Annotated in this window: 21 protein-coding genes, 2 tRNA genes and 2 rRNA genes; 9 read left to right on the top strand and 16 right to left on the bottom strand. The window is 45.8% G+C overall.

The annotated features are described in order from the left end of the window. Positions 1 to 397 precede the first annotated feature (397 nt). The 4 genes from RCO25_RS24015 to RCO25_RS24000 all read left to right on the top strand — a co-directional run bounded on the left by RCO25_RS24015 (position 398) and on the right by RCO25_RS24000 (position 4107). Positions 398 to 1585: a carboxylate--amine ligase gene (locus RCO25_RS24015; RefSeq protein ID WP_308998648.1), complete on the top strand. Its 1188-nt coding sequence runs from the start codon at positions 398 to 400 to the stop codon at positions 1583 to 1585. 42 nt (positions 1586 to 1627) lie between these two features. Further along, positions 1628 to 3097, top strand: coding sequence for a UDP-N-acetylmuramoyl-L-alanyl-D-glutamate--2,6-diaminopimelate ligase (locus RCO25_RS24010; RefSeq protein ID WP_308998647.1), 1470 nt, complete (start codon positions 1628 to 1630; stop codon positions 3095 to 3097). 67 nt (positions 3098 to 3164) lie between these two features. After that, positions 3165 to 3878, top strand: a complete 714-nt coding sequence (locus RCO25_RS24005) for an aspartate/glutamate racemase family protein (RefSeq protein ID WP_308998646.1) — start codon at positions 3165 to 3167, stop codon at positions 3876 to 3878. 28 nt (positions 3879 to 3906) lie between these two features. Further along, a complete protein-coding gene (locus RCO25_RS24000) occupies positions 3907 to 4107 on the top strand; it encodes a hypothetical protein (protein WP_308998645.1) in 201 nt (66 codons plus the stop codon). Positions 4108 to 4197: 90 nt separating this feature from the next. Here RCO25_RS24000 and RCO25_RS23995 read toward each other — a convergent pair whose 3' ends face one another. Continuing rightward, positions 4198 to 4380, bottom strand: a complete 183-nt coding sequence (locus RCO25_RS23995) for an OsmC family protein (protein WP_308998644.1) — start codon at positions 4378 to 4380, stop codon at positions 4198 to 4200. A 2-nt stretch (positions 4381 to 4382) separates the two neighbouring features. After that, entirely contained in the window at positions 4383 to 5534 is a 1152-nt protein-coding gene (locus RCO25_RS23990; protein WP_308998643.1) for an HD domain-containing phosphohydrolase, read from the bottom strand. Positions 5535 to 5715: 181 nt separating this feature from the next. On the opposite strand from RCO25_RS23990, the gene RCO25_RS23985 reads away from it, so the two are divergent. The 3 genes from RCO25_RS23985 (at position 5716) to RCO25_RS23975 (ending at position 6962) form a co-directional block, all read left to right on the top strand. Continuing rightward, positions 5716 to 5792 (top strand) — tRNA-Arg (locus RCO25_RS23985). 142 nt (positions 5793 to 5934) lie between these two features. Next, on the top strand, positions 5935 to 6348 hold the full coding sequence (locus RCO25_RS23980; RefSeq protein ID WP_308998642.1) for a YhjD family protein: 414 nt from the start codon (positions 5935 to 5937) through the stop codon (positions 6346 to 6348). A 254-nt stretch (positions 6349 to 6602) separates the two neighbouring features. Next, positions 6603 to 6962 carry a DUF4870 domain-containing protein gene (locus tag RCO25_RS23975; protein WP_308998641.1) on the top strand — a complete coding sequence of 120 codons (360 nt, stop codon included), beginning with the start codon at positions 6603 to 6605 and terminating at the stop codon, positions 6960 to 6962. Between the two features lie 87 nt (positions 6963 to 7049). Here the strand turns inward: RCO25_RS23975 and RCO25_RS23970 are convergent, their stop codons facing one another. After that, the gene (locus tag RCO25_RS23970; protein WP_308998640.1) at positions 7050 to 7802 is read right to left on the bottom strand and encodes a MurR/RpiR family transcriptional regulator; all 753 of its coding nucleotides are present in this window, start codon (positions 7800 to 7802) and stop codon (positions 7050 to 7052) included. A gap of 132 nt (positions 7803 to 7934) precedes the next feature. Between RCO25_RS23970 and RCO25_RS23965 the strand changes: the two genes are divergently transcribed. Continuing rightward, positions 7935 to 8762, top strand: a complete 828-nt coding sequence (locus RCO25_RS23965) for an energy-coupling factor transporter transmembrane component T family protein (protein ID WP_308998639.1) — start codon at positions 7935 to 7937, stop codon at positions 8760 to 8762. A 29-nt stretch (positions 8763 to 8791) separates the two neighbouring features. Further along, a complete protein-coding gene (locus RCO25_RS23960) occupies positions 8792 to 9007 on the top strand; it encodes a hypothetical protein (protein ID WP_308998638.1) in 216 nt (71 codons plus the stop codon). 137 nt (positions 9008 to 9144) lie between these two features. Here the strand turns inward: RCO25_RS23960 and RCO25_RS23955 are convergent, their stop codons facing one another. The 13 genes from RCO25_RS23955 to RCO25_RS23895 form a co-directional block, all read right to left on the bottom strand. After that, the gene (locus RCO25_RS23955) at positions 9145 to 10203 is read right to left on the bottom strand and encodes a hypothetical protein (RefSeq protein WP_308998637.1); all 1059 of its coding nucleotides are present in this window, start codon (positions 10201 to 10203) and stop codon (positions 9145 to 9147) included. 147 nt (positions 10204 to 10350) lie between these two features. Continuing rightward, positions 10351 to 10500: a small acid-soluble spore protein P gene (locus RCO25_RS23950; protein WP_308998636.1), complete on the bottom strand. Its 150-nt coding sequence runs from the start codon at positions 10498 to 10500 to the stop codon at positions 10351 to 10353. 45 nt (positions 10501 to 10545) lie between these two features. Next, positions 10546 to 10722, bottom strand: coding sequence for a hypothetical protein (locus RCO25_RS23945; RefSeq protein WP_308998635.1), 177 nt, complete (start codon positions 10720 to 10722; stop codon positions 10546 to 10548). Positions 10723 to 10737: 15 nt separating this feature from the next. After that, positions 10738 to 11085, bottom strand: a complete 348-nt coding sequence (locus RCO25_RS23940; protein WP_308998634.1) for a hypothetical protein — start codon at positions 11083 to 11085, stop codon at positions 10738 to 10740. A 127-nt stretch (positions 11086 to 11212) separates the two neighbouring features. After that, a tRNA-Ser gene (locus tag RCO25_RS23935) sits at positions 11213 to 11301 on the bottom strand. 83 nt (positions 11302 to 11384) lie between these two features. Further along, positions 11385 to 12671, bottom strand: coding sequence for a serine--tRNA ligase (gene serS / locus RCO25_RS23930; protein ID WP_308998633.1), 1287 nt, complete (start codon positions 12669 to 12671; stop codon positions 11385 to 11387). 52 nt (positions 12672 to 12723) lie between these two features. Further along, positions 12724 to 13308 (bottom strand): pyridoxal 5'-phosphate synthase glutaminase subunit PdxT, encoded by a 585-nt coding sequence (pdxT, locus tag RCO25_RS23925; RefSeq protein WP_308998632.1) that lies wholly within the window; start codon positions 13306 to 13308, stop codon positions 12724 to 12726. 77 nt (positions 13309 to 13385) lie between these two features. After that, a complete protein-coding gene (pdxS, locus tag RCO25_RS23920; protein ID WP_308998631.1) occupies positions 13386 to 14267 on the bottom strand; it encodes a pyridoxal 5'-phosphate synthase lyase subunit PdxS in 882 nt (293 codons plus the stop codon). A 128-nt stretch (positions 14268 to 14395) separates the two neighbouring features. Beyond that, positions 14396 to 15685 (bottom strand): D-alanyl-D-alanine carboxypeptidase family protein, encoded by a 1290-nt coding sequence (locus RCO25_RS23915; RefSeq protein WP_308998694.1) that lies wholly within the window; start codon positions 15683 to 15685, stop codon positions 14396 to 14398. A 185-nt stretch (positions 15686 to 15870) separates the two neighbouring features. Continuing rightward, positions 15871 to 17328, bottom strand: coding sequence for an IMP dehydrogenase (gene guaB, locus RCO25_RS23910; protein ID WP_308998630.1), 1458 nt, complete (start codon positions 17326 to 17328; stop codon positions 15871 to 15873). Between the two features lie 145 nt (positions 17329 to 17473). Further along, on the bottom strand, positions 17474 to 18667 hold the full coding sequence (locus RCO25_RS23905) for a GNAT family N-acetyltransferase (protein ID WP_308998629.1): 1194 nt from the start codon (positions 18665 to 18667) through the stop codon (positions 17474 to 17476). Between the two features lie 88 nt (positions 18668 to 18755). Continuing rightward, positions 18756 to 18872: ribosomal RNA gene (gene rrf / locus RCO25_RS23900) — 5S ribosomal RNA — on the bottom strand. 100 nt (positions 18873 to 18972) lie between these two features. Beyond that, positions 18973 to 19056, bottom strand: a 23S ribosomal RNA gene (locus tag RCO25_RS23895); the annotation flags it as partial.

The raw sequence follows: 19056 nt of genomic DNA, 5'->3' as shown, positions 1-19056 counted from the left end.
CCTTATCTAGCACTCGTGTGGTAATGCTTCTATTATACTCGTAGAGCAATAAGGAGTTTGTAAAAACTTGTCGACGAAAGCAGACAATTTTCGGGCATTATTCGACAAAATGAAGTTAATTATTCCAATTTATAGTTCTTTTATACTATAAAAACCTATCATAATATGGTAATTTATATTCTTGCCATCATGACCTTTCATGAAACCGGAGACTGTATGCAAACCATCGGTCTATTCTTGCTTTTCCCCTTTTAATTGGGAAGCAAAATCCGTTTGCCATCCGCTATTATGAGGATAAATCCATTTGTATTATAAGAAAGTATGAAGTAAAATTATTTAAACATTAGTCGTAATGTGATAGAAATGAACATAAATTCGGATGTCGGGATGTGCCCTTGTGAATAACAAAGCAGTTATTTTAGGTTGTAATTATTATATTGGTTTAAGCACCATTCGTTGCTTGGGAATTAACGGCGTACATACGGTTGCCGTTGATTATTCTACTAAAGATACCTATGGCGCGGATTCAAAATATACATCAGAGAGACTAATCTCTCCTCATTATAAAGATGATACGGCTGCATTTATTCGTTTTTTGAAGGAGTATGCTCGCAAGCAAAGCGCCCCTCCTGTCCTTATACCTTGCCATGACTCCTACCTTGAGGTCATCGATGAGCATTTGGAGGAGTTGAGAGAACATTATCTCATTCCGCAAAACGTGCCAGGCATTTATTCAGATATGATGAATAAGGAAGTACTGCAGCGTTTAGCGCTTGAAAACGGCGTTTCAGTTCCTGAGACCGTCCGGGTAAACGAAGAAAACTTTTTCGAGAAAATCGATCAAACGATCAAATATCCTTGTATCGTTAAGCCGACGGACTCCCCTTCCTTCGTTGCGAAATTCAGAAGAAAGCTTTTTAAAGTGAACAACCGCGCGGAGCTTGAGCAAGCCTTGGCCAAAGCAAAGGAAGCCCATTTGGAAGTCATCGTGCAACGAATCATTCCAGGCTTTGACGATCATATGTATACCTTTGACGCTTATTTAAACCAGGACTCCAAAGTGACACACTGGGTAACCTGTCAGAAATTCCGCCAGTATCCCATCAACTTCGGGGCATCCGTGTACACTGGTCAAAGATACGTGCAAGAGCTGTTCGACATTGGCGCTCCTTTTCTGGAGAAGATGAAATGGAAGGGCTTTGCGGAGATCGAGTTCAAGAAGGATGCCGAGACTGGCCGCTATTATTTAATCGAGGTCAACTGCCGGATTACAAACTTGAATAACCTGCTCTACAAGGTTGGCGTGAACATTCCATGGATTACCTATCAGGAGCTGACAGGCGGCAACCTAGTTCCCCCAAAAGCCGTCAAAGAAAATACGAACCGCGTATTCTGGTACGGATATGAAGACATGCTCGCGGTCCGCGACTATGTCAAGACTGGACAGTTGACCTGGAGGCAGGTATTCGTATCGTTGTTTAAGCCAAAGGCTTATGCCATTTGGGATTGGAAGGATCCTAAGCCAGCCTTCTCCTATGCCTCTATTATCGGCGGCAAGCTAACGAAAAAGCTTCTAAGAAAATAGCCCGAACAGACAGAAACAGGTCACTAGAATGGAGCTGATCGTATGTTATTGACCTCTTTAATTACAGATCTTGAATATAAGCTCGTGAAAGGCGATTTACATAGAGAAGCAGCCTCAATTGCCTATGATTCCAGGGAGGCCGCGCCAAACGGCGTGTTTGTCGCGATTTCCGGTTTTTCGGTAGATGGCCATCGTTTCATTGATAAGGCGATCGAACTTGGAGCGACCACGATTATAGTAGAGAAGGATGTTCCTGTCGCTGCTGACGTAACCGTTCTGCAGGTAGCCGACACGCGAGAAGCGCTTGCGCGATTAGCCGCTAATTTCTATCACCGCCCAACGGAGCAAATGAATCTTCTTGGCATTACGGGAACGAACGGAAAAACGTCGACCACTTATTTTCTCAAATCCATTTTCGAGCAGACGGGTACCACGCTTGGGATAATCGGTACGATAGGCACGGTTATCGGGGATAAGGTGTTCCAAAATAAAAACACGACGCCCGAGTCTCTTAATCTCCAGAAGATCTTCGCTGAAATGACGCAAGCCCACATGAAGCATTGCGTCATGGAGGTGTCCTCGCATGCGCTTAACCTGAGCCGTGTTGCCCATTCCAGTTTCAATACCGGAATTTTCACGAACCTAACGCCGGATCATCTCGAGCTGCATCATACGATGGAGGAGTATTTCGAGGCTAAGGCGAAGCTGTTTGACATGACATCGGACTACAACATCATTAACGCCGATGATAAATACGGCCGGATTCTTATCGAGCGTTTAAAGGACAAAGCGCCAAAGCTTCTCACCTACGGAATTGAGCAGGAAGCCGATATCTACGCGACGGATATTAATTATTTTTCCGACTACACTACCTATACCTTAAATACGCCAAAGGGCAGCATCTCCATCAAGGTGAATCTCCCTGGGACGATTTATGTATATAACAGTTTGGCGGCTGTCGCAACCGCATACGTCAACCAATTCAGCCTGCAGCAAATCGCTGATGGTATATTGGCTGTCGATGGCATTAAAGGCCGTCTAGAAGTCGTTTATCAAGACGAAGACACTAAAATTATCGTCGATTTCGCACATACCGAGGACAGCTTGGAGAAGGCTTTGACGACGATAAGACCGTTCGCCAAGGGAAGAATCATTCTTGTATTCGGCGTTTATGCGTCAGATGGAGAGTCCGGCACGGAGAAGCGTAGAGCGATGGCAAAGGTTGCTGCCAATTTTGCTGATTTTTCCGTTATCACCTCGGACAATCCGAAGATGCAGGATAACAACTTGATTATCCGTGAAATTATAGAGGGCGTTGAAGCTTATAACGGTACTTACGAGGCTGTTGTCGACCGGAGAGACGCGATTGCTTTTGCCATTGAAATCAGTAAAAAAGACGATGTAATCCTTATCGCCGGCAAAGGCCATGAAACGACGCAAATTATTGGGAAAACAGAAATTCCTTTTAACGAAGCAGAAATCGTCCGAGAAATTAAATTACAAACAAAATAACAGTGCTCTAAAGAATATAGGGAACTGATTAAATGCAACTAACACTTCAATAAAAGTAGGTTGAACAATGGAAGCTAAAAGCTTAGGCGTCATTGGCGGGATGGGACCGAAAGCAACATCCGTATTTTTCGACATGATTATCGAACAGACAGCAGCGGACCGCGATCAGGACCATATTGATATGGTCATCCTTAATCATGCCACGCTGCCCGATCGAACAGGAGTTATATTGGGCAACAGAGGCGAGCTTTTTCTAAAAGCGGTTGCTAAGGATTTAAAGCTGCTTGAAGCATCCGGCGTGTCGAATATAGCAATACCATGTAATACCTCGCATTACTTTTATAACGAAATGCAGCAGATGACCAGCATTAACATTATCAACATGGTAGATGAGAGCTTGAAGGAAATTTACGATACTTACGGTGAACACTGCAAAGTCGGTGTTTTGGCAACAAACGGGACGGTTAGCAGCGGCGTTTACCGCAAGGGCTGCGAACAGTACAATATGCAGCTGCATGAGCCGGAAGCAGCGGTTCAAGAGCATGTGATGGACATTATCTACAATAAGGTTAAACGAAATCTTCCTGTAGAGCCTTCCGAATTCGAAGGTATCATTAACCATCTTCTAACTCATGATGAGTGCCAATGCGTCATCATTGCATGCACCGAATTATCATGCATTCCGATTCGGGAAGAAGTAGCAAAAAATTGCGTGGATGCGATGTCCGTGCTTGTTCAGAAGTCAATCGAGCTGTCCGGCAAGCAATCCATTTTAAAATAATGAACGACAGCACTAACGGAGGCTTGGCATGACGGAGACTGGGATCGAGGCGTTTGAGTCATTTTTTTCGGAGTCTTTTGCAGGCGCCGTGCGTATCAGGGAATTAAGGCTGTCTTCCACTGAGCGGGACTATATCGCATCACGTTACCCCCGCGCTTCACTAAAAGCCATTCAAACCAAAGCTTATCCCGATGATAAGCTTTGGTTTGAGGTTGTGCTGCATACCTAGGTCTCTGCTTAATATTGCATGCAAGTAAAAAATCCGGAGAGCGATCTCCGGATTTTTTGTATTGATACGCTAGGTTAGCTTTATTTTTCCTTATACCAGGTTGAACTCTACGTTAATATTGCCGCGAGTCGCCCGCGAATACGGACAAACCTGATGAGCCGCTTCGACGAGCCCCTGTGCAACATCCCGCTCAACTCCGACAATAGAAATATCAAGCGTTGCTTCCAGCTCATACCCTCCGCCGTCATCCTTCCCCAAGGTCTTATCGTTCATCTTTATTCCGTTTCGAACAGATCCTCATTCTGATCTCTCACTTCGAGTATAAGGGGCAGCTGCTGAAAAAAAACATCAACCACCTGCGGATCAAAATGCCGCTCCCGCTCTTCCTTAATCAGTTTCAAAATGCGCTCTAACGGCCACGCCTCTTTATATACTCTAGCGCTGCCTAAGGCATCGAATACGTCCGCCAGCGCCGTTATCCGTCCATAGATATGTATTTCCTCACCTGCGAGCCCCTGCGGATAATCACTTCCATCCCATCTCTCGTGATGCTGCCAAGCCACAATGGCTGCGGCCTGCAGGAGCTGTCTCTTTGAGTTTCTCAGCAGCTGGTAGCCAATCGTGCAGTGCTCCTTCATCTGCTCGAATTCCTCCGCTGTGAGCTTTCCGGGCTTTTGCAAGATCGCATCCGGAATAGCTACCTTCCCAATATCATGCATCGGTGATGCGCTTCGCAGCATCTCTGCTTCTACCTTGCTCATGCCTAGGCCTACTGCTAAAATATAAGAATAATGAGCAACCCGCTTCACATGGTTACCCGTTTCCTTCGAGCGTCCCTCGCCAATATTGCCCATAGCCAAAATAATTTCTTTCTGTGTCTCCATGATTTCTTCATGAAGCATAATGGATTCAAGGGATTTGCCTGAATAGGCTGCAGCAAGCGTAAGATAGTCCATGTCCTGCGTTGAGAACGATTGTTTTTTCGTTAGCTTGTTAATCGCTTGATACGCCCCGATAACCTCACCTTGATTGTTGCGGAAAGGAATGGTCATGATCGACTTTGTCCGGTAGCCCGTCTTCCTGTCGCTGTCCGGATTATGCCTCGGGTCACCGTAAGCATCATCGATAAAAATGGGCTGCCCGGTACTGATTGCATTCCCTACTAAGCCGCTCCCGTAAGGTATTCTAATTTCTCCGATACCAGGTGCAACTACCGTAAACAGCTCATTACGCGCGACATCAATTAACCAGACCGTACAACGGTCAGCAACGACCATTTCCCTGCCCATATTCGCCATTAAGACGAGAACAGCTTCTAACTTTTTCTCATTGGCGATTTTAGCGGTATATTCAAAGATGACCTTAAGCATTTGTTCTGGGGATAAATCTAATCTAAAAGAGTTAGGTTCATTGAAGTATTCGTACATACGGGGTATTCCTCCAGCCGTTCGAGCTCATCGTCCTTACAACTATTCGCCTTCCCGCACTTTTTATCCTGCTAATTATCCAGGAAAAAAGACTCATTTAGACAATAAATGCAAAATCTCTAATCCGGGCTGGTTAATCTTGCTTCCTTAAAAGCGTGCATGTTATAATTAATTTTGCTGCGCGTCCGTAGCTCATCCGGATAGAGCAAACGTTTCCTAAACGTTAGGTGGGAGGTTCGAGCCCTCTCGGGCGCGCCATATATTTTTAGAAGCAGCTGTCGTCATTATAATAAGACCTTCTACGCAGTCGTCGTAGAAGGTTTTTTTGTAATCTTTATGATATAGATAGGTTGACTACAGAACGTTTGTTCCCCTATAATGTGCATGAGGTGATTTACAAATGGCCATGCCGTTATATAAGGTAAACAATCATTACCATCCGCCTGCGTTGGAAGAGCTTCAGCTTATACAGAAATCCATTATTCTTCCCCTAGCACTCGTTGTCGTTGAACGAAATAGGCGCGAGCTGGATAGAAAAGCCCGCTCCTTGCGTGCGATCTTTGCTAAGGCCGCAGACATTATCATTTTGAGAATGAAAGCAGATTTAGCGGCGAACACCCAGCTGCTGGTTTCAAAAAGCATTGCCGTATGTACGGATAACGGAACACATAACAAGCTAACCTATCGTTTCAATTGCCGCGGCTATGAAGATCGGCTTACCCTGACACATGAATACATACGAAATGAAATAAACAAACAGATCTCCGCTTATAATTCCGAACTCTTCGCGAAACATGCATCCACCGATTCATAGAAGAAGGGGTAATGAAATGTGCTTTCCTTTAAAGTCTCGCTGACGTGCGGGGCTTATTGTCCCATTGTAGAGCTTTTCTACGATTGGATAGTCCTGTTTTCAACTTAACGGATGAACCTTTTTCAAATCGTTTGTTCCCCTAACACGATACGAGCGCCAAATCCCAGCATATATTTATGCATATCTTTCAGCCTTGCCAACGTATAAGTACATAAAGCCATTTAACATCTTTCATAAAATAAGGGAGGCAACACATGATGAATCAGCCCTTTGGGCTCCACAAAGAGGAAAAAACGTACGGCATGCTCTGTCATCTGCTTGCATTCAGCGGTTTGATTATTCCGCTCGGCAACATTCTTGGTCCGCTCGTCATCTGGCTCATGAAGAAGGATCAATCGAGCTACGTAGATATGCATGGCAAGGAATCGCTTAATTTCCAGATCAGCAACGCGATCTATACCATTATTTCAGGCTTGCTTATTTTCGTTCTTATCGGCTTTATCACTACGCCGCTATTATTTGTATTCTGGCTCGTGTTTACCATTATTGCTTCCATTCGCGCCTCCGAGGGCAATGGCTATCGTTATCCATTGACGATTCGTTTTTTCAAATAACAAGCGTAAACAGCTGTCGCAAAACTTATAAATTCTTATATTATAAGCAAAGACGCTGGAGCCCATCGGGCTCCAGCGTCTTTTTATTTAGGCAGAAGCGAAGCGTATTTCTTCCGCAGCGCATGTAAACGATCCAGTTCCTGAAGCGCCTGCTTCCCGCGACGCTTCGTTACGGCGACCGATAATGCATCCCATAAGTGCGACCGGCGCTGCCATCGAATGAAAGCCCTCCAGCTCGCCTCGATCGACCTGAAGGACCAGGTCGCTCTGCTCCAGCATATCGGATACGAGCAAATCGGTAATAAGCACTGTCGTATAACCTGCTGTGCGTGCATTTTCAAGTAGCACGGTTATATCGGGAGAGCGCCGAACAAATCCAAACATAAGCACAACATCATTGGGACCCGCATGAACAAGCGATTCTAGCAGCTCGCTTCCGCTGCCTGCCATTCCCTCGATTTGCACGCTAATACGGTTTAATCGAAAGCGTATGAGCTCTATTAAGCTAACTGCCGCTCCCGTACCGAATACATAAACCTTCCGTGCGGCATGGATGGCCTCAACCGCCTTGTAAAATTGCTCCCGCTCCACCCGCTTCGACGTAACCTCTACATTCGCAGAAGCAATTTCCAGCATTTCACTTACGATATCCGCCTCTTCATGCTCCATCTTATTCAAAATTTGTTTCATCTTGTGCGCAGGCGTCGCATGCTCGTTTTGCAGCAAATGCTTCTTGAATGCCTTTAGATTGGAAAAGCCGATCGTCCGCCAAAATCGCGATACGGTCGCTGTGCTTACGCCTACCGCCAGCGCGATATCCTCCTCCGTACCTCGTTGCACCCCAAATTGCCCTGCTTAGCCAGCAGCTAGGCATTGAACCGCCCTGCTTGTCCGTTGCTGAATTCACGGCGCGTTTTACCGGTGCACAGTTATCCACCCAAAAATCACATTTAGATAAGGAGGGCCATACCATTGGAAGCCATTAAGCAAAGCATGCTCGACAAGCTTAGTGTAGAACAAATTAAAATTGAATTGATGCGTACCGCTTTCGGCAGGCAGTCGACCCTGCTGTCGCGCTTTGATCCGCGTATCCTGCTCATCTGGTACTCCTTTTTCGCCATAGCGCCATGGTTTATTCATAACAAAGCTATTTTGCTCGGCATGCTTATTCCGATGCTGGCGCTCACGTTGTCCTCTAAGGTAAGTCCGCTTGTCCTAATCATCATGGGCGTCGGACTCATCAGCGAAATCAGCTACATTTTATTCGGCTCCCTCTTCTTCGGCGGAAGCCTGGCCGGGGTATGGCCGCCCATGACATTAACGTTAAAAATATTGCTTATCTCGTTAGCCAGCATTGCTGTCTTTTCCAGCATGGACCCCGAGAAGCTCAGCGACGAACTGCTTAGTATGGGAATGCCCGGGCAATTCAGCTTCGGTGTCTCTTATGGCTACCGGATGCTTCCGATTCTGATTGAGGAGTACCATAATCTGATCCACTCGTTCCGGCTGCGAGGTCGCGCACCCCGAAAGAAAGGCTTTCTATATATGCGGTCACTTGTTTATATGGCTAAAATCGGCGTCTTCGCCTTTTATCCGCTCATTTTGAATACGGCCAAGCGGACCAGAACGACAGTGGAAGCGTTAGAGGTGCGCGGCTTCACCTATGCGTTGGTCAGCCCTGAAGCGAAACGGCTGAAGATTTCTCATATGCAGGTTCGACCGCATGATTTTATTTTTCTCGGCTGCTCCTTGCTGTTTATGATTGCGCTAGTTGGTTTTGGGCATTTTATTTCTTTCTAATCTTTCTATGGAATGGAGATTATCTACTTATGATGAATATTGATTTGCATACACACGGCAAGCTCTCGAAGAAAACGCATTTTTCACTTGAATACTTCCTTTCGATGGTTCGAGAAGCGAAGGAAAACGGGCTGCAGGCCGTGGCGCTGACCGAACATTTTAATACGCTGAATTTTACGGACATGATGGATCAACTGGACTATCATTTGACTACACGAATGATTATTATCTTATCGAAGGATTGAAGGTATTCCCGGGCATGGAGGTGGATGTGGCGAATAAGGGGCATATTCTGCTTATTGGCAATCAGCCTGAGTTTAACGAATTGCAATACAAAAGAAGCAGCGCTTGGATACCAAGAGCTGCTTCTTTTTATGGGTGATTATAGACCAGTCGGCATTTGGAACATGTTAGTCAATTCTTCAAGCGTAATCGCGTCCGTAGGTATTTCATTCTCGAACTTCGGTGCTTTGCCGATATCAGAATACGTGACGTCATAATGAATGCCAAACTTCATGTTCTGACCGCTTTCTTTATCCGAAGCGGTAATGTTCAGCTTAGCTGCCTGGTAAGAAAGATAACCATCCGAGATCGCAGCCGTAGCCTTCAACGTGTTGATTTTGACATCATTTTTAAGCGTATCTAAAATTTCTGTTTTGTTCGTTTCAAGGTCAGTCTTGAACTTCTCGATATCCGCTTTCTCAAGCTGCAACGATTTAAGCGTGGCTTCATTGGCCAGAAGCACGTTCAGCACTTCAGGAAGCACCTCATTAACGATTGTATCTACCGTTTTCGGGTAGTTGCTCTCGTTAATTTCGAATGCAACGACTTGGTCGGCTTTCATATCAGCCGGCAGACCCGCATCTTCGGCCTTAGGCTCGCTGAAATAAGTTTTCTCGTCAAAATGTTTAAGCAGCACTTCGCCAAGCTCTTTGATTAGCTTCTGCTGGGCAGCTGTATCAAGCTCAGCCGCGCCCTGCTGCTCTGCAAGCTCTTTTAGATCAATCTTGATGAACTTGCCTGTAATCGTCTCAGGCAAAGGCAGCATTGGAATCTGCGGCACCTTTACGTACAGCGTTTCCTCTGTCAGGATCATCGGCACCGTCAGCTTCATTTCCATGTCGCCCGGAATAACGATTTCCATATTCAGATCTGTGCGCATAGGGTCTTTCTGATGTACGGCGTCAACGGTAATCGACGCATCCTTAATCATGCCTACGATAGCAGCTGTTGCAGCAGCATCGCCTTGCATGGCTGCGTCCTGCGGGATCTCAAGTTCATCCAAACCAAATGACATTTTTACTGCATATGAGTCCGCCTGTGAGGTCTTCGTCATAGCCGCTTGCAAAGCTTCCTTCGGCGGTTTGCCCGAGCTGCAGCCTGCAATAACGACCAAAATAACGGCTAATAAAAGCACCGCTACTTTTTGAAACTTTTTCATGTAATTTGTTCCTCCCCTATCTTTGTATGAGCACCTCCATTCTATACTAAAAAAGCACGTTTTAGAAGTTATATCCAAAAAATCCCGTTTCAGCTGACTGAAACGGGACGTTTGATCCATTCATTTTAATGCCAAAGAATTATTGTATTACCCCTGACGGTTATTATGGCTCACATGATTATTTTGCTTTGTTTTCTTCGATCCGGATAACGGCTCCTGCTGTCCGCCTCCGCCATTTCGCTGCTGTTTGATGTTCTGAGGATTTTCCGGCACGGGTACGCTGTCTGGCTTTGACATACACATTCTCCTCCAGTAAGGGTTTTATTTTAACTTCAGCATTTGCTAACTCTTCTGATGCTCTAAATTGGCGGGCTGATCATGATTTAAAGCATCCTGATGACGACGATCGTTTTTGTCCTGCTGCAACTGCTGAGCCTGGTGACTATTGACCGGCTCTACAGCCAGAGCATCCACCACATTGGACAAATTTTTATCGGCAGTTCCCTTAGCTTGCGTCATGGGTTATTCTCTCCTCTACACATGCGTCAAACGCTGCAGCGCCTGCGCACATTCATGCAAATGTCTAGTATAATCCTGTATAAGCTCTTGAATGACATCTCCGCGTTCATCAACTGAAATCTTGTCCTTCTCTACGTCAATAAACTCGACCTTGACCTCACGGCTGTCTACATAAGTTACTTTAAAATCGAACGAATACGCTTGATGCCCCGCCGTTTCAATTGTCACACGCAGTGACTTGGAATCGGACTCGTCAGGCAGCACCTTGCTGCGATCCGCACTGTTTAACATCTCCGGCAAGGTTTGCCGCCAAGCATCTGCCAGGTTTTCTTGATTCATTTGCAGCTCATCTGATTTACCCATTTAATAAAGCACCTCCACATCGTATAACATGCGAAAAGCGGCATTATTTTATACGAGGGGAACTATTACAAAAAAAGCCCAAACGCTTTAGCGTCTGGGCTTGTTCATATGTACTCTGAGAATAATATGGAGGAGAGAGTGGGACTCGAACCCACGTGGGCTTGCACCCTAACAGTTTTCAAGACTGCCCCGTTATGACCGCTTCGGTATCTCTCCGTACATTTAATTGTCACAAGAGATATTGTACCACAGGTCAAAATATAAATGCAACTATATTTTGACCTTGCGGCAAAAAAATTTTAAAGCTTAGCTGATGGAATCGAGCTGATTCCGCCCATATACGGACGTAATACCTCTGGAATGGTCACAGACCCGTCTGCTTGTTGGAAGTTCTCGATAATAGCCGCAAATGTACGTCCGACAGCTAAACCAGAACCATTCAAGGTATGAACGAATTCAGGCTTGCTTTTCGTATCTCTGCGGAAACGAATACCTGCGCGACGGGCTTGGAAATCCTCAACATTCGAGCAGGACGAAATTTCCCGATATGTGCCTGCACTCGGCAGCCAGACTTCAAGGTCATACGTTTTGGCCGCCGTGAAGCCCATATCGCCTGTGCAAAGCGCCAGAACCCGGTAAGGCAGGCCCAGCAGCTGCAAAACCTTCTCCGCATTGGCTGTCATCTTCTCGAGCTCGTCGTAGGAATCTTCGGGCTTCGTCAGTTTGATCAGCTCAACCTTATTGAACTGATGCTGACGGATCAAGCCGCGTGTATCGCGACCGGCAGATCCGGCTTCCGAACGGAAGCAAGAGCTGTAGGCCACAAAATACTTAGGAAGCTCCTCAGCCGTCAAAATCTCTTCCCGATGGAGGTTCGTAACCGGTACCTCAGCCGTTGGAATTAGAAAATAATCGGAATCGGATATTTTGAACAAATCCTCTTCAAATTTTGGAAGCTGTCCCGTTCCGACCAAGCTGTCGCGATTAACGATATAAGGAGGCAGCACCTCTTCATAGCCGTGCTTATCGCTATGCAAGTCCATCATAAAGCTAATCAACGCACGCTCAAGACGCGCGCCAAGGCCCCGGTAGAATGTAAACCGCGAACCTGTTACCTTTGCCGCACGCTCGAAATCCAAAATACCGAGCGCTTGCGCAACTTCCCAATGCGGCTTCGGCTCGAAGTCAAAGCTAGGCACTTCGCCGTTTTTGCGAAGCTCTACATTGTCCTCCTCCGATTTACCGATCGGAACGCTATCGCTAGGAATATTCGGAATCGCTAGCGTAAGCTCCTCCACTTGCGTTTCTAGCTCACGCAGTTCATCATCCAGCTCTTTAATCCGGTCGCCAACCTCTCTCATCTCAACAATGAGTGATTCGGCATCCTCTCCCGTTCTTTTGAGCTTGGCTACTTCTTGCGATACCGTATTACGACGGCTTTTTAGCTGTTCCGTTTCCTGAATAAGATCGCGGCGCTTCGTATCAAGCACAGGGAAATTAACGATTAGATCGAGTGAAGCCCCGCGGTTGCGAAGTGCTGTCTCCACTTTCTCGAACTCATTTCTTAACAATTTAACATCCAGCACGTTTCAAAAGCCCCTCTCTGAAGGGAATGATTTTATAATATTTTTGTAAATCCTACTCTTTACCTGCAGCTGCTTCCTTCACCATGTCAACGAAATAAGTATGCAGCCTAAAATCATCGGTAAGCTCCGGATGATACGAAACAGCAAGAAGATGTCCTTGTCTAGCCGTAACGATCTCGTCTCTGTATGTAGACAATACCTCAACGTCAGAACCGACTTTTTTGATCAAGGGCGCTCGGATAAAGACTGCGCGAACAGGCTCGTCAATACCCTTTACATCCAAGTCCGTCTCAAAGCTTTCCTGCTGCCGGCCAAAAGCATTCCTGGCAACCGTCATGTCCATGAGACGTAAATGCGCATCCTCTTGTCCTTCAATCTGATCCGCCAAAACGATAAGGCCTGCACAAGTGCCGAACAATGGCTTGCCCTGTGCAGAGAAATCCGCAATGGCTTCCATAAAGCCGTATTTCCGCATCAGCTTACCGATTGTCGTGCTCTCGCCACCGGGAATAACAAGACCCTGCAGCTCTTCAAGCTCCTCAACCCGCTTAACGGCGACCGCCTCTGCGCCCGCCAATTCTAAGCTTCGTATATGTTCTGCCACAGCGCCTTGAAGCGCCAGTACGCCTATCTTCATTGCTATAATCGCCTTCCTTTACGGGCAAGGGCCGGCAGCGCTATACGCGCTAAGCCGGCACCTGCATATTACAACTATTAGATACCGCGGTCCTGCATGCGCTCAGAAGAGTTAAGCTTGGAAATTTCAATCCCCTTCATAGCAGCTCCCAAGTTTTTCGATACTTCAGCAATTAGCTTGTAATCTTGATAATGAGTAGTTGCTTCAACGATTGCACGAGCGAATTTCTCTGGGTTTTCCGATGTGAAAATACCGGATCCAACGAATACGCCGTCTGCTCCAAGATGCATCATCAAAGCTGCATCGGAAGGTGTAGCTACTCCGCCTGCTGCGAAGTTAACCACTGGAAGCTTGCCAGTCTCATGTACGTTAAGCAGCAATTCATAAGCTACGCCAAGAATTTTAGCTTCATGATAAAGCTCGTCCTTCGACAAGCCTTGAATTTTACGAATTTGACCATTGATTAGACGAAGGTGACGAACAGCCTCTACGATATTGCCTGTTCCTGGTTCACCCTTCGTACGAAGCATTGCAGCTCCTTCTTGAATACGGCGCAAAGCTTCTCCAAGATCTTTCGCTCCGCATACGAATGGAATCGTAAACTCATTCTTGCTGATGTGGAACACTTCATCGGCTGGCGTAAGCACTTCACTCTCATCGATATAGTCAACGCCCAGTGATTCGAGCACTTTAGCTTCTACATAATGCCCGATACGAGCCTTTGCCATAACTGGAATAGAAACGACTTTCATAACTTCTTCTACAATTGTCGGGTCAGCCATACGAGCGACTCCGCCAGCTGCACGAATTTCGGAAGGGACGCGCTCAAGTGCCATTACCGCTGTTGCCCCTGCTGCTTCTGCTACCTTCGCTTGCTCGGCGCTCATAACGTCCATTATGACGCCGCCTTTTTGCATTTCTGCCATGCCGCGTTTTACGCGCGATGTACCTGTTTCCATGCTTGAAATCCTCCTATTTTCATCCATTAAAATGTATATTACCGCAGTTGTTCTAACCATTGATTTTACAGGAACCAAGATTAATCGACAAGCCTTGATTTACTTTATTTCCATGTTCATTACTCGGATTAGAACAAATTGACGATTCCGTTAAACAAACCTGCAAAAAAATTGCCGATAGCGCGGAACATCAAACGGAACCAACCTGCTTTTTGTCCGTCTTCAGTCGTGATCAAGTTCACGGTATGCTTCAATTCTTGCTTTGTTTCCGCATCCGTATACTTGTAGGTAACCGTTCCAACTACTGTGCCTACCGGGATTGGAGCAACAAGATCGTCCTCGGTTTTCACTTTGCTCTCTACAACCTCGATCTTAGGCTCTGAGCCCTTTTTCACCATGAAAGTAATATCCTTGTCCGTTACTACCGGAAGGGATTTCTTTTTACCCTTCTTAATCTTAACCGTTTGTACCGTTTCTACCACGGATTTTGGCGGAAGCACCGTCTTTTTCTCAAAAGTGCTGAAACCGTAGTTGTACATCTTTGCCGTTTCGTTAAAACGGGCGGACTTGGTTGCTGTATCCATAACAACACTTATAAAGCGCTGTTCGCCCTGTTTAACCGTGCCCGTAAAGTTGTAGCCGGCTGAATTGATAAAGCCTGTCTTCATTCCGTCAACGCCTTCATAGGCTAAATGCTTAAGTCCTGTTTGATTTACGTTCGTGCCCAACATCCAGTTGATGTTAACGATAGGATTTTCGTCACGCTCACGGAATTCATATTCCTGCAGCTTCGAATATTCCAAAAACTCCGGATGTTCGTTCAAAATGATTTGAGCCAGCTTGGCCATTTCGGAAGCAGAGATCACCGTAGTCTCCGATAGTCCCGTTGCACTTGTAAAAATGGCCGTTTTAAGTCCGAGTTTATCCGCCATTTCATTCATTTTGGTTACGAAGCCTTGTTCGCTGCCCGCAATTTGAGAAGCTAGAGCAATCGTTGCATCATTAGCTGAGCCTACTGCCATCGCTTTATATAAATCTCTAACCGTATGTTGATCGCCTTGTGCTAGAAATACGGATGAGCCATCCGGCGGCGTAGAGGCAGCTTCTTCGCTTGTTGTCACTACATCATCCCAGGATAGACGCTCATTCGTAATTTCTTCAAGTACGATATATTCCGTCATTAGCTTAGTCATACTTGCCGCAGGAAGCGGTTCCTCTGAATTAACCTCATACAAAACTTGACCGGATTCCGCGTCAATTAAAATAGCTGCTTTGACCTGCAAGCCTAAAGAATTTTCCGTGCTAGGTCTTCCTTCGTATCCATTCGCCAGCGCCACCGCAGAACCAAGCGACAGCATTACCATCCAAACCGCCAAACTTGCAGCGATGACCGACTTTAACCGAACCGGTCTTACCATTTCCTTCAACGTCGTCTCCCCTTTTCCCACTTGGTTTGTCCGTTGTTAATTGTAACATATCAAACCCTAACAATTAAACCTCTTCAAGGCGTTAGAAGAATGAGTAATCCTTCATAAAAAAAGACAAGGAATAGCGACTCGATCGCTTTCCCTGTCCTTGTTCATTCCTATTAAATAAATGTAAATTATAGAGAGTAGTTCGGAGCTTCTTTCGTAATTTGCACATCATGAGGATGGCTTTCGCGAAGGCCAGATCCTGTAATGCGAACAAATTGCGTTTCATTCTTAAGCTCGTCCAGTGAGGATGTACCGCAATAGCCCATGCCGGAACGCAAGCCGCCTAGCAACTGATGAACCGTGTCCGCAAGCGGTCCTTTGTAAGGAACACGACCTTCAATACCTTCAGGAACAAGCTTACTTTCGTTTTCTTGGAAGTAACGATCCTTGCTTCCTTCTTTCATAGCGCCGATCGAGCCCATGCCGCGATATACTTTAAAGCTGCGTCCTTGGAAAATTTCCGTTTCGCCAGGGCTTTCGGCTGTGCCTGCAAACAAGCTTCCGATCATAATCGCGCTTGCTCCAGATGCGATAGCTTTCGTGATGTCACCAGAATACTTAATACCACCGTCTGCAATAACCGGAATGTTGTATTCACGAGCTACCGATGCACAATCGTAAATTGCTGTAATTTGTGGAACACCGATACCTGCAATGACACGAGTCGTACAAATCGATCCTGGACCGATACCGACTTTAATTACAGATGCGCCAGCTTCAATAAGATCACGTGTAGCCTCTCCTGTCGCAACGTTACCCGCAATAATCGTAAGATCCGGGTAAGCAGCACGAAGCTTGCGAACTGCGTCCAAAATGTTAATGTGGTGGCCGTGCGCCGAATCGACAACAAGTACATCAATACCTGATTGTACCAGGGCTTCCGCACGATCCATTGTATCCTTCGAGATCCCTACCGCTGCTCCGCAAAGCAGACGACCATGCTTATCTTTAGCCGCGTTCGGGAACTGAATCGCTTTTTCGATATCTTTTATTGTAATAAGACCTTTAAGCGTGTTCGACTCATCGATGAGTGGAAGCTTCTCGATCTTATGTTTCTGAAGCAATACTTCAGCTTCCTGAAGCGTAGTGCCTACAGGTGCTGTAACAAGGTTATTGCGAGTCATGACTTCATTGATTTTAATGGAATAATCATGTACAAAACGCAAATCACGATTGGTCAAAATGCCGACAAGCTTCTTATCTTGGTCAACAATCGGCACGCCTGAGATGCGGTATTTTCCCATCAACTCTTCTGCGTCATAAACATGGTGATCAGGCGTAAGCGAGAATGGATTTGTAATTACACCGCTCTCCGAACGTTTTACGCGGTCTACTTCCTCTGCTTGCTGCGCAATCGACATGTTCTTATGGATAATGCCGATACCGCCCTCACGCGCTATTGCAATCGCCAATGCGGCTTCTGTAACGGTGTCCATGCCAGCGCTAATGAGCGGAATGTTTAGCTTAATGTTCTCGCTTAATCGAATCGAGATGTCAACTTCTCTAGGCAGCACTTCTGATTTACGCGGAATAAGCAGGACGTCGTCAAACGTTAGCCCTTCTTTGGCGAATTTCGTTTCCCACACGAGTATGTTCCTCCCTTAATTTAAGTACGTCTCACATATATTATTAGCAATATTAGCAGAGGGGGTATAGGCTGTCAAGGCTGATGAATAGCTTTGTTACATCCACTTTATACTCCATTTGGAAGACTCGCTGAATGGTATTTCTTTAGAAAAAGTCGGGTAAATACGTTGTTCGTTCGGGAATACGATCTTGTAAGCGTTTAATCAGCTCAGTATCTCCTTCAATTCGTGCAAATTGGGCGAGTTCGGTTGGCCTCAGGTACCCTAAAAGCATCGTTGTAAAAGACCCAATATCCATTTTTAATGCATTTTCTATGGCAGCATTTTCGTCCAAACGGGTAAAAACACCTTTGCCAGCTGTATCTATTTGGAGCAAATAACAGCCGTCATTCCAAGTGGCTTGCTCATCGATTAACCGTATTGGAATTTGTTCGTTGGCATTCGATGCCGTAAAGGAATAGCGGTCAATAAACTTCTCTGCGTCCACGACACGCGCCATAAAATAAGGAATGATCTCCTGCTTAATTCTCGGATCAGACAATAAAAATGGAAGCTGATCATCCGATGGTACCGTAATGGTGAGCTCATTGATCATTGAATCATGCTGCGAAATAAACGACCATAATGCGCCTCTTGCCTCTTCATTTAAGTATATGAGCTCATGGACCGATAATCGGCTATTTTTCACTTCATAAATCACATAGCCAATCGCATCGCCGGCTTTATCATAATACAGACCGATCTGCCCAGGCTTTCTTTTCCCAATTCTATATTTCCACCATAACTCCGTACGCACCAACGAACCATTATACTTTGATGCATAAGCATGGTATATAACACTTATTATGCTATAGTCGCCATCAAATCGCTCAATCCTGCCCTCGTAAGCAGTTCTCGCAGGCAGCTGCTCTGACTTAATCATGTAAGTTTTATGTTCGGTATAAGTCTCCCAGCCAAATTTACGATAGAAACCAAACGAAAAAGGATGCAGAAATGAAATTAACTGGCCCTTGGATTTCATTTCGAGAAGCGCTTGATTTATGATTTGAGCTACTAATCCTTGCCTTCTATACTCTGGCCATGTCGCAACCCCGGCAAGCCCTCCCATTTCAAAAGTTTCTCCGCCTATGTAAGTTTGAAGCTCCAGTATTGCAGCTTGCGCTGCAAATTTATTATCGACATACGCCGCATACCTTACTGCAGGCTCCAATTCAAACTGCTCCTTAGATTTTTCAAGTTCATCAGCTGATCTCTCATACTGAAATGCAAATTGCGATAATGCCATACTGTCATAAAAATGCTCCATAGTCATATGCTTAATTTCAATTTGCTTTGCCACTAAGAAACGCCTCCTCATTCCATATAGCTCTATCATAACGCATAAACAACAAAAAAACCTATCGCATCACATGCGATAGGTCTCTCGTGCTTGGCGACGTCCTACTCTCCCAAGACCCTGCGGTCTAAGTACCATTGGCGCTGGAGGGCTTAACGGTCGTGTTCGGTATGGGAACGTGTGGTTCCCCTCCGCCATCGCCACCAAACGTAGCGTATTTGCACGCTGAAAACTGGATACGAAAGTTAGGTTTGCTGAAACCTTTTTAGCTGTTGTCTGCCGGATGTATGGGTCCATGCAAACGTGTTTAGGATAAGCCCTCGACCGATTAGTATTCGTCAGCTGCACACATTGCTGTGCTTCCACCCCGAACCTATCAACCTCGTCGTCTT

Origin of the sequence: Paenibacillus sp. LHD-38, from assembly GCF_031157315.1 — a bacterium.
In the GTDB taxonomy this organism is placed as follows: Bacteria; Bacillota; Bacilli; order Paenibacillales; family Paenibacillaceae; genus Pristimantibacillus.
The sequence above is the reverse complement of the archived record's forward strand: the minus strand, read 5'-3'. Positions and strand labels throughout refer to the sequence as shown.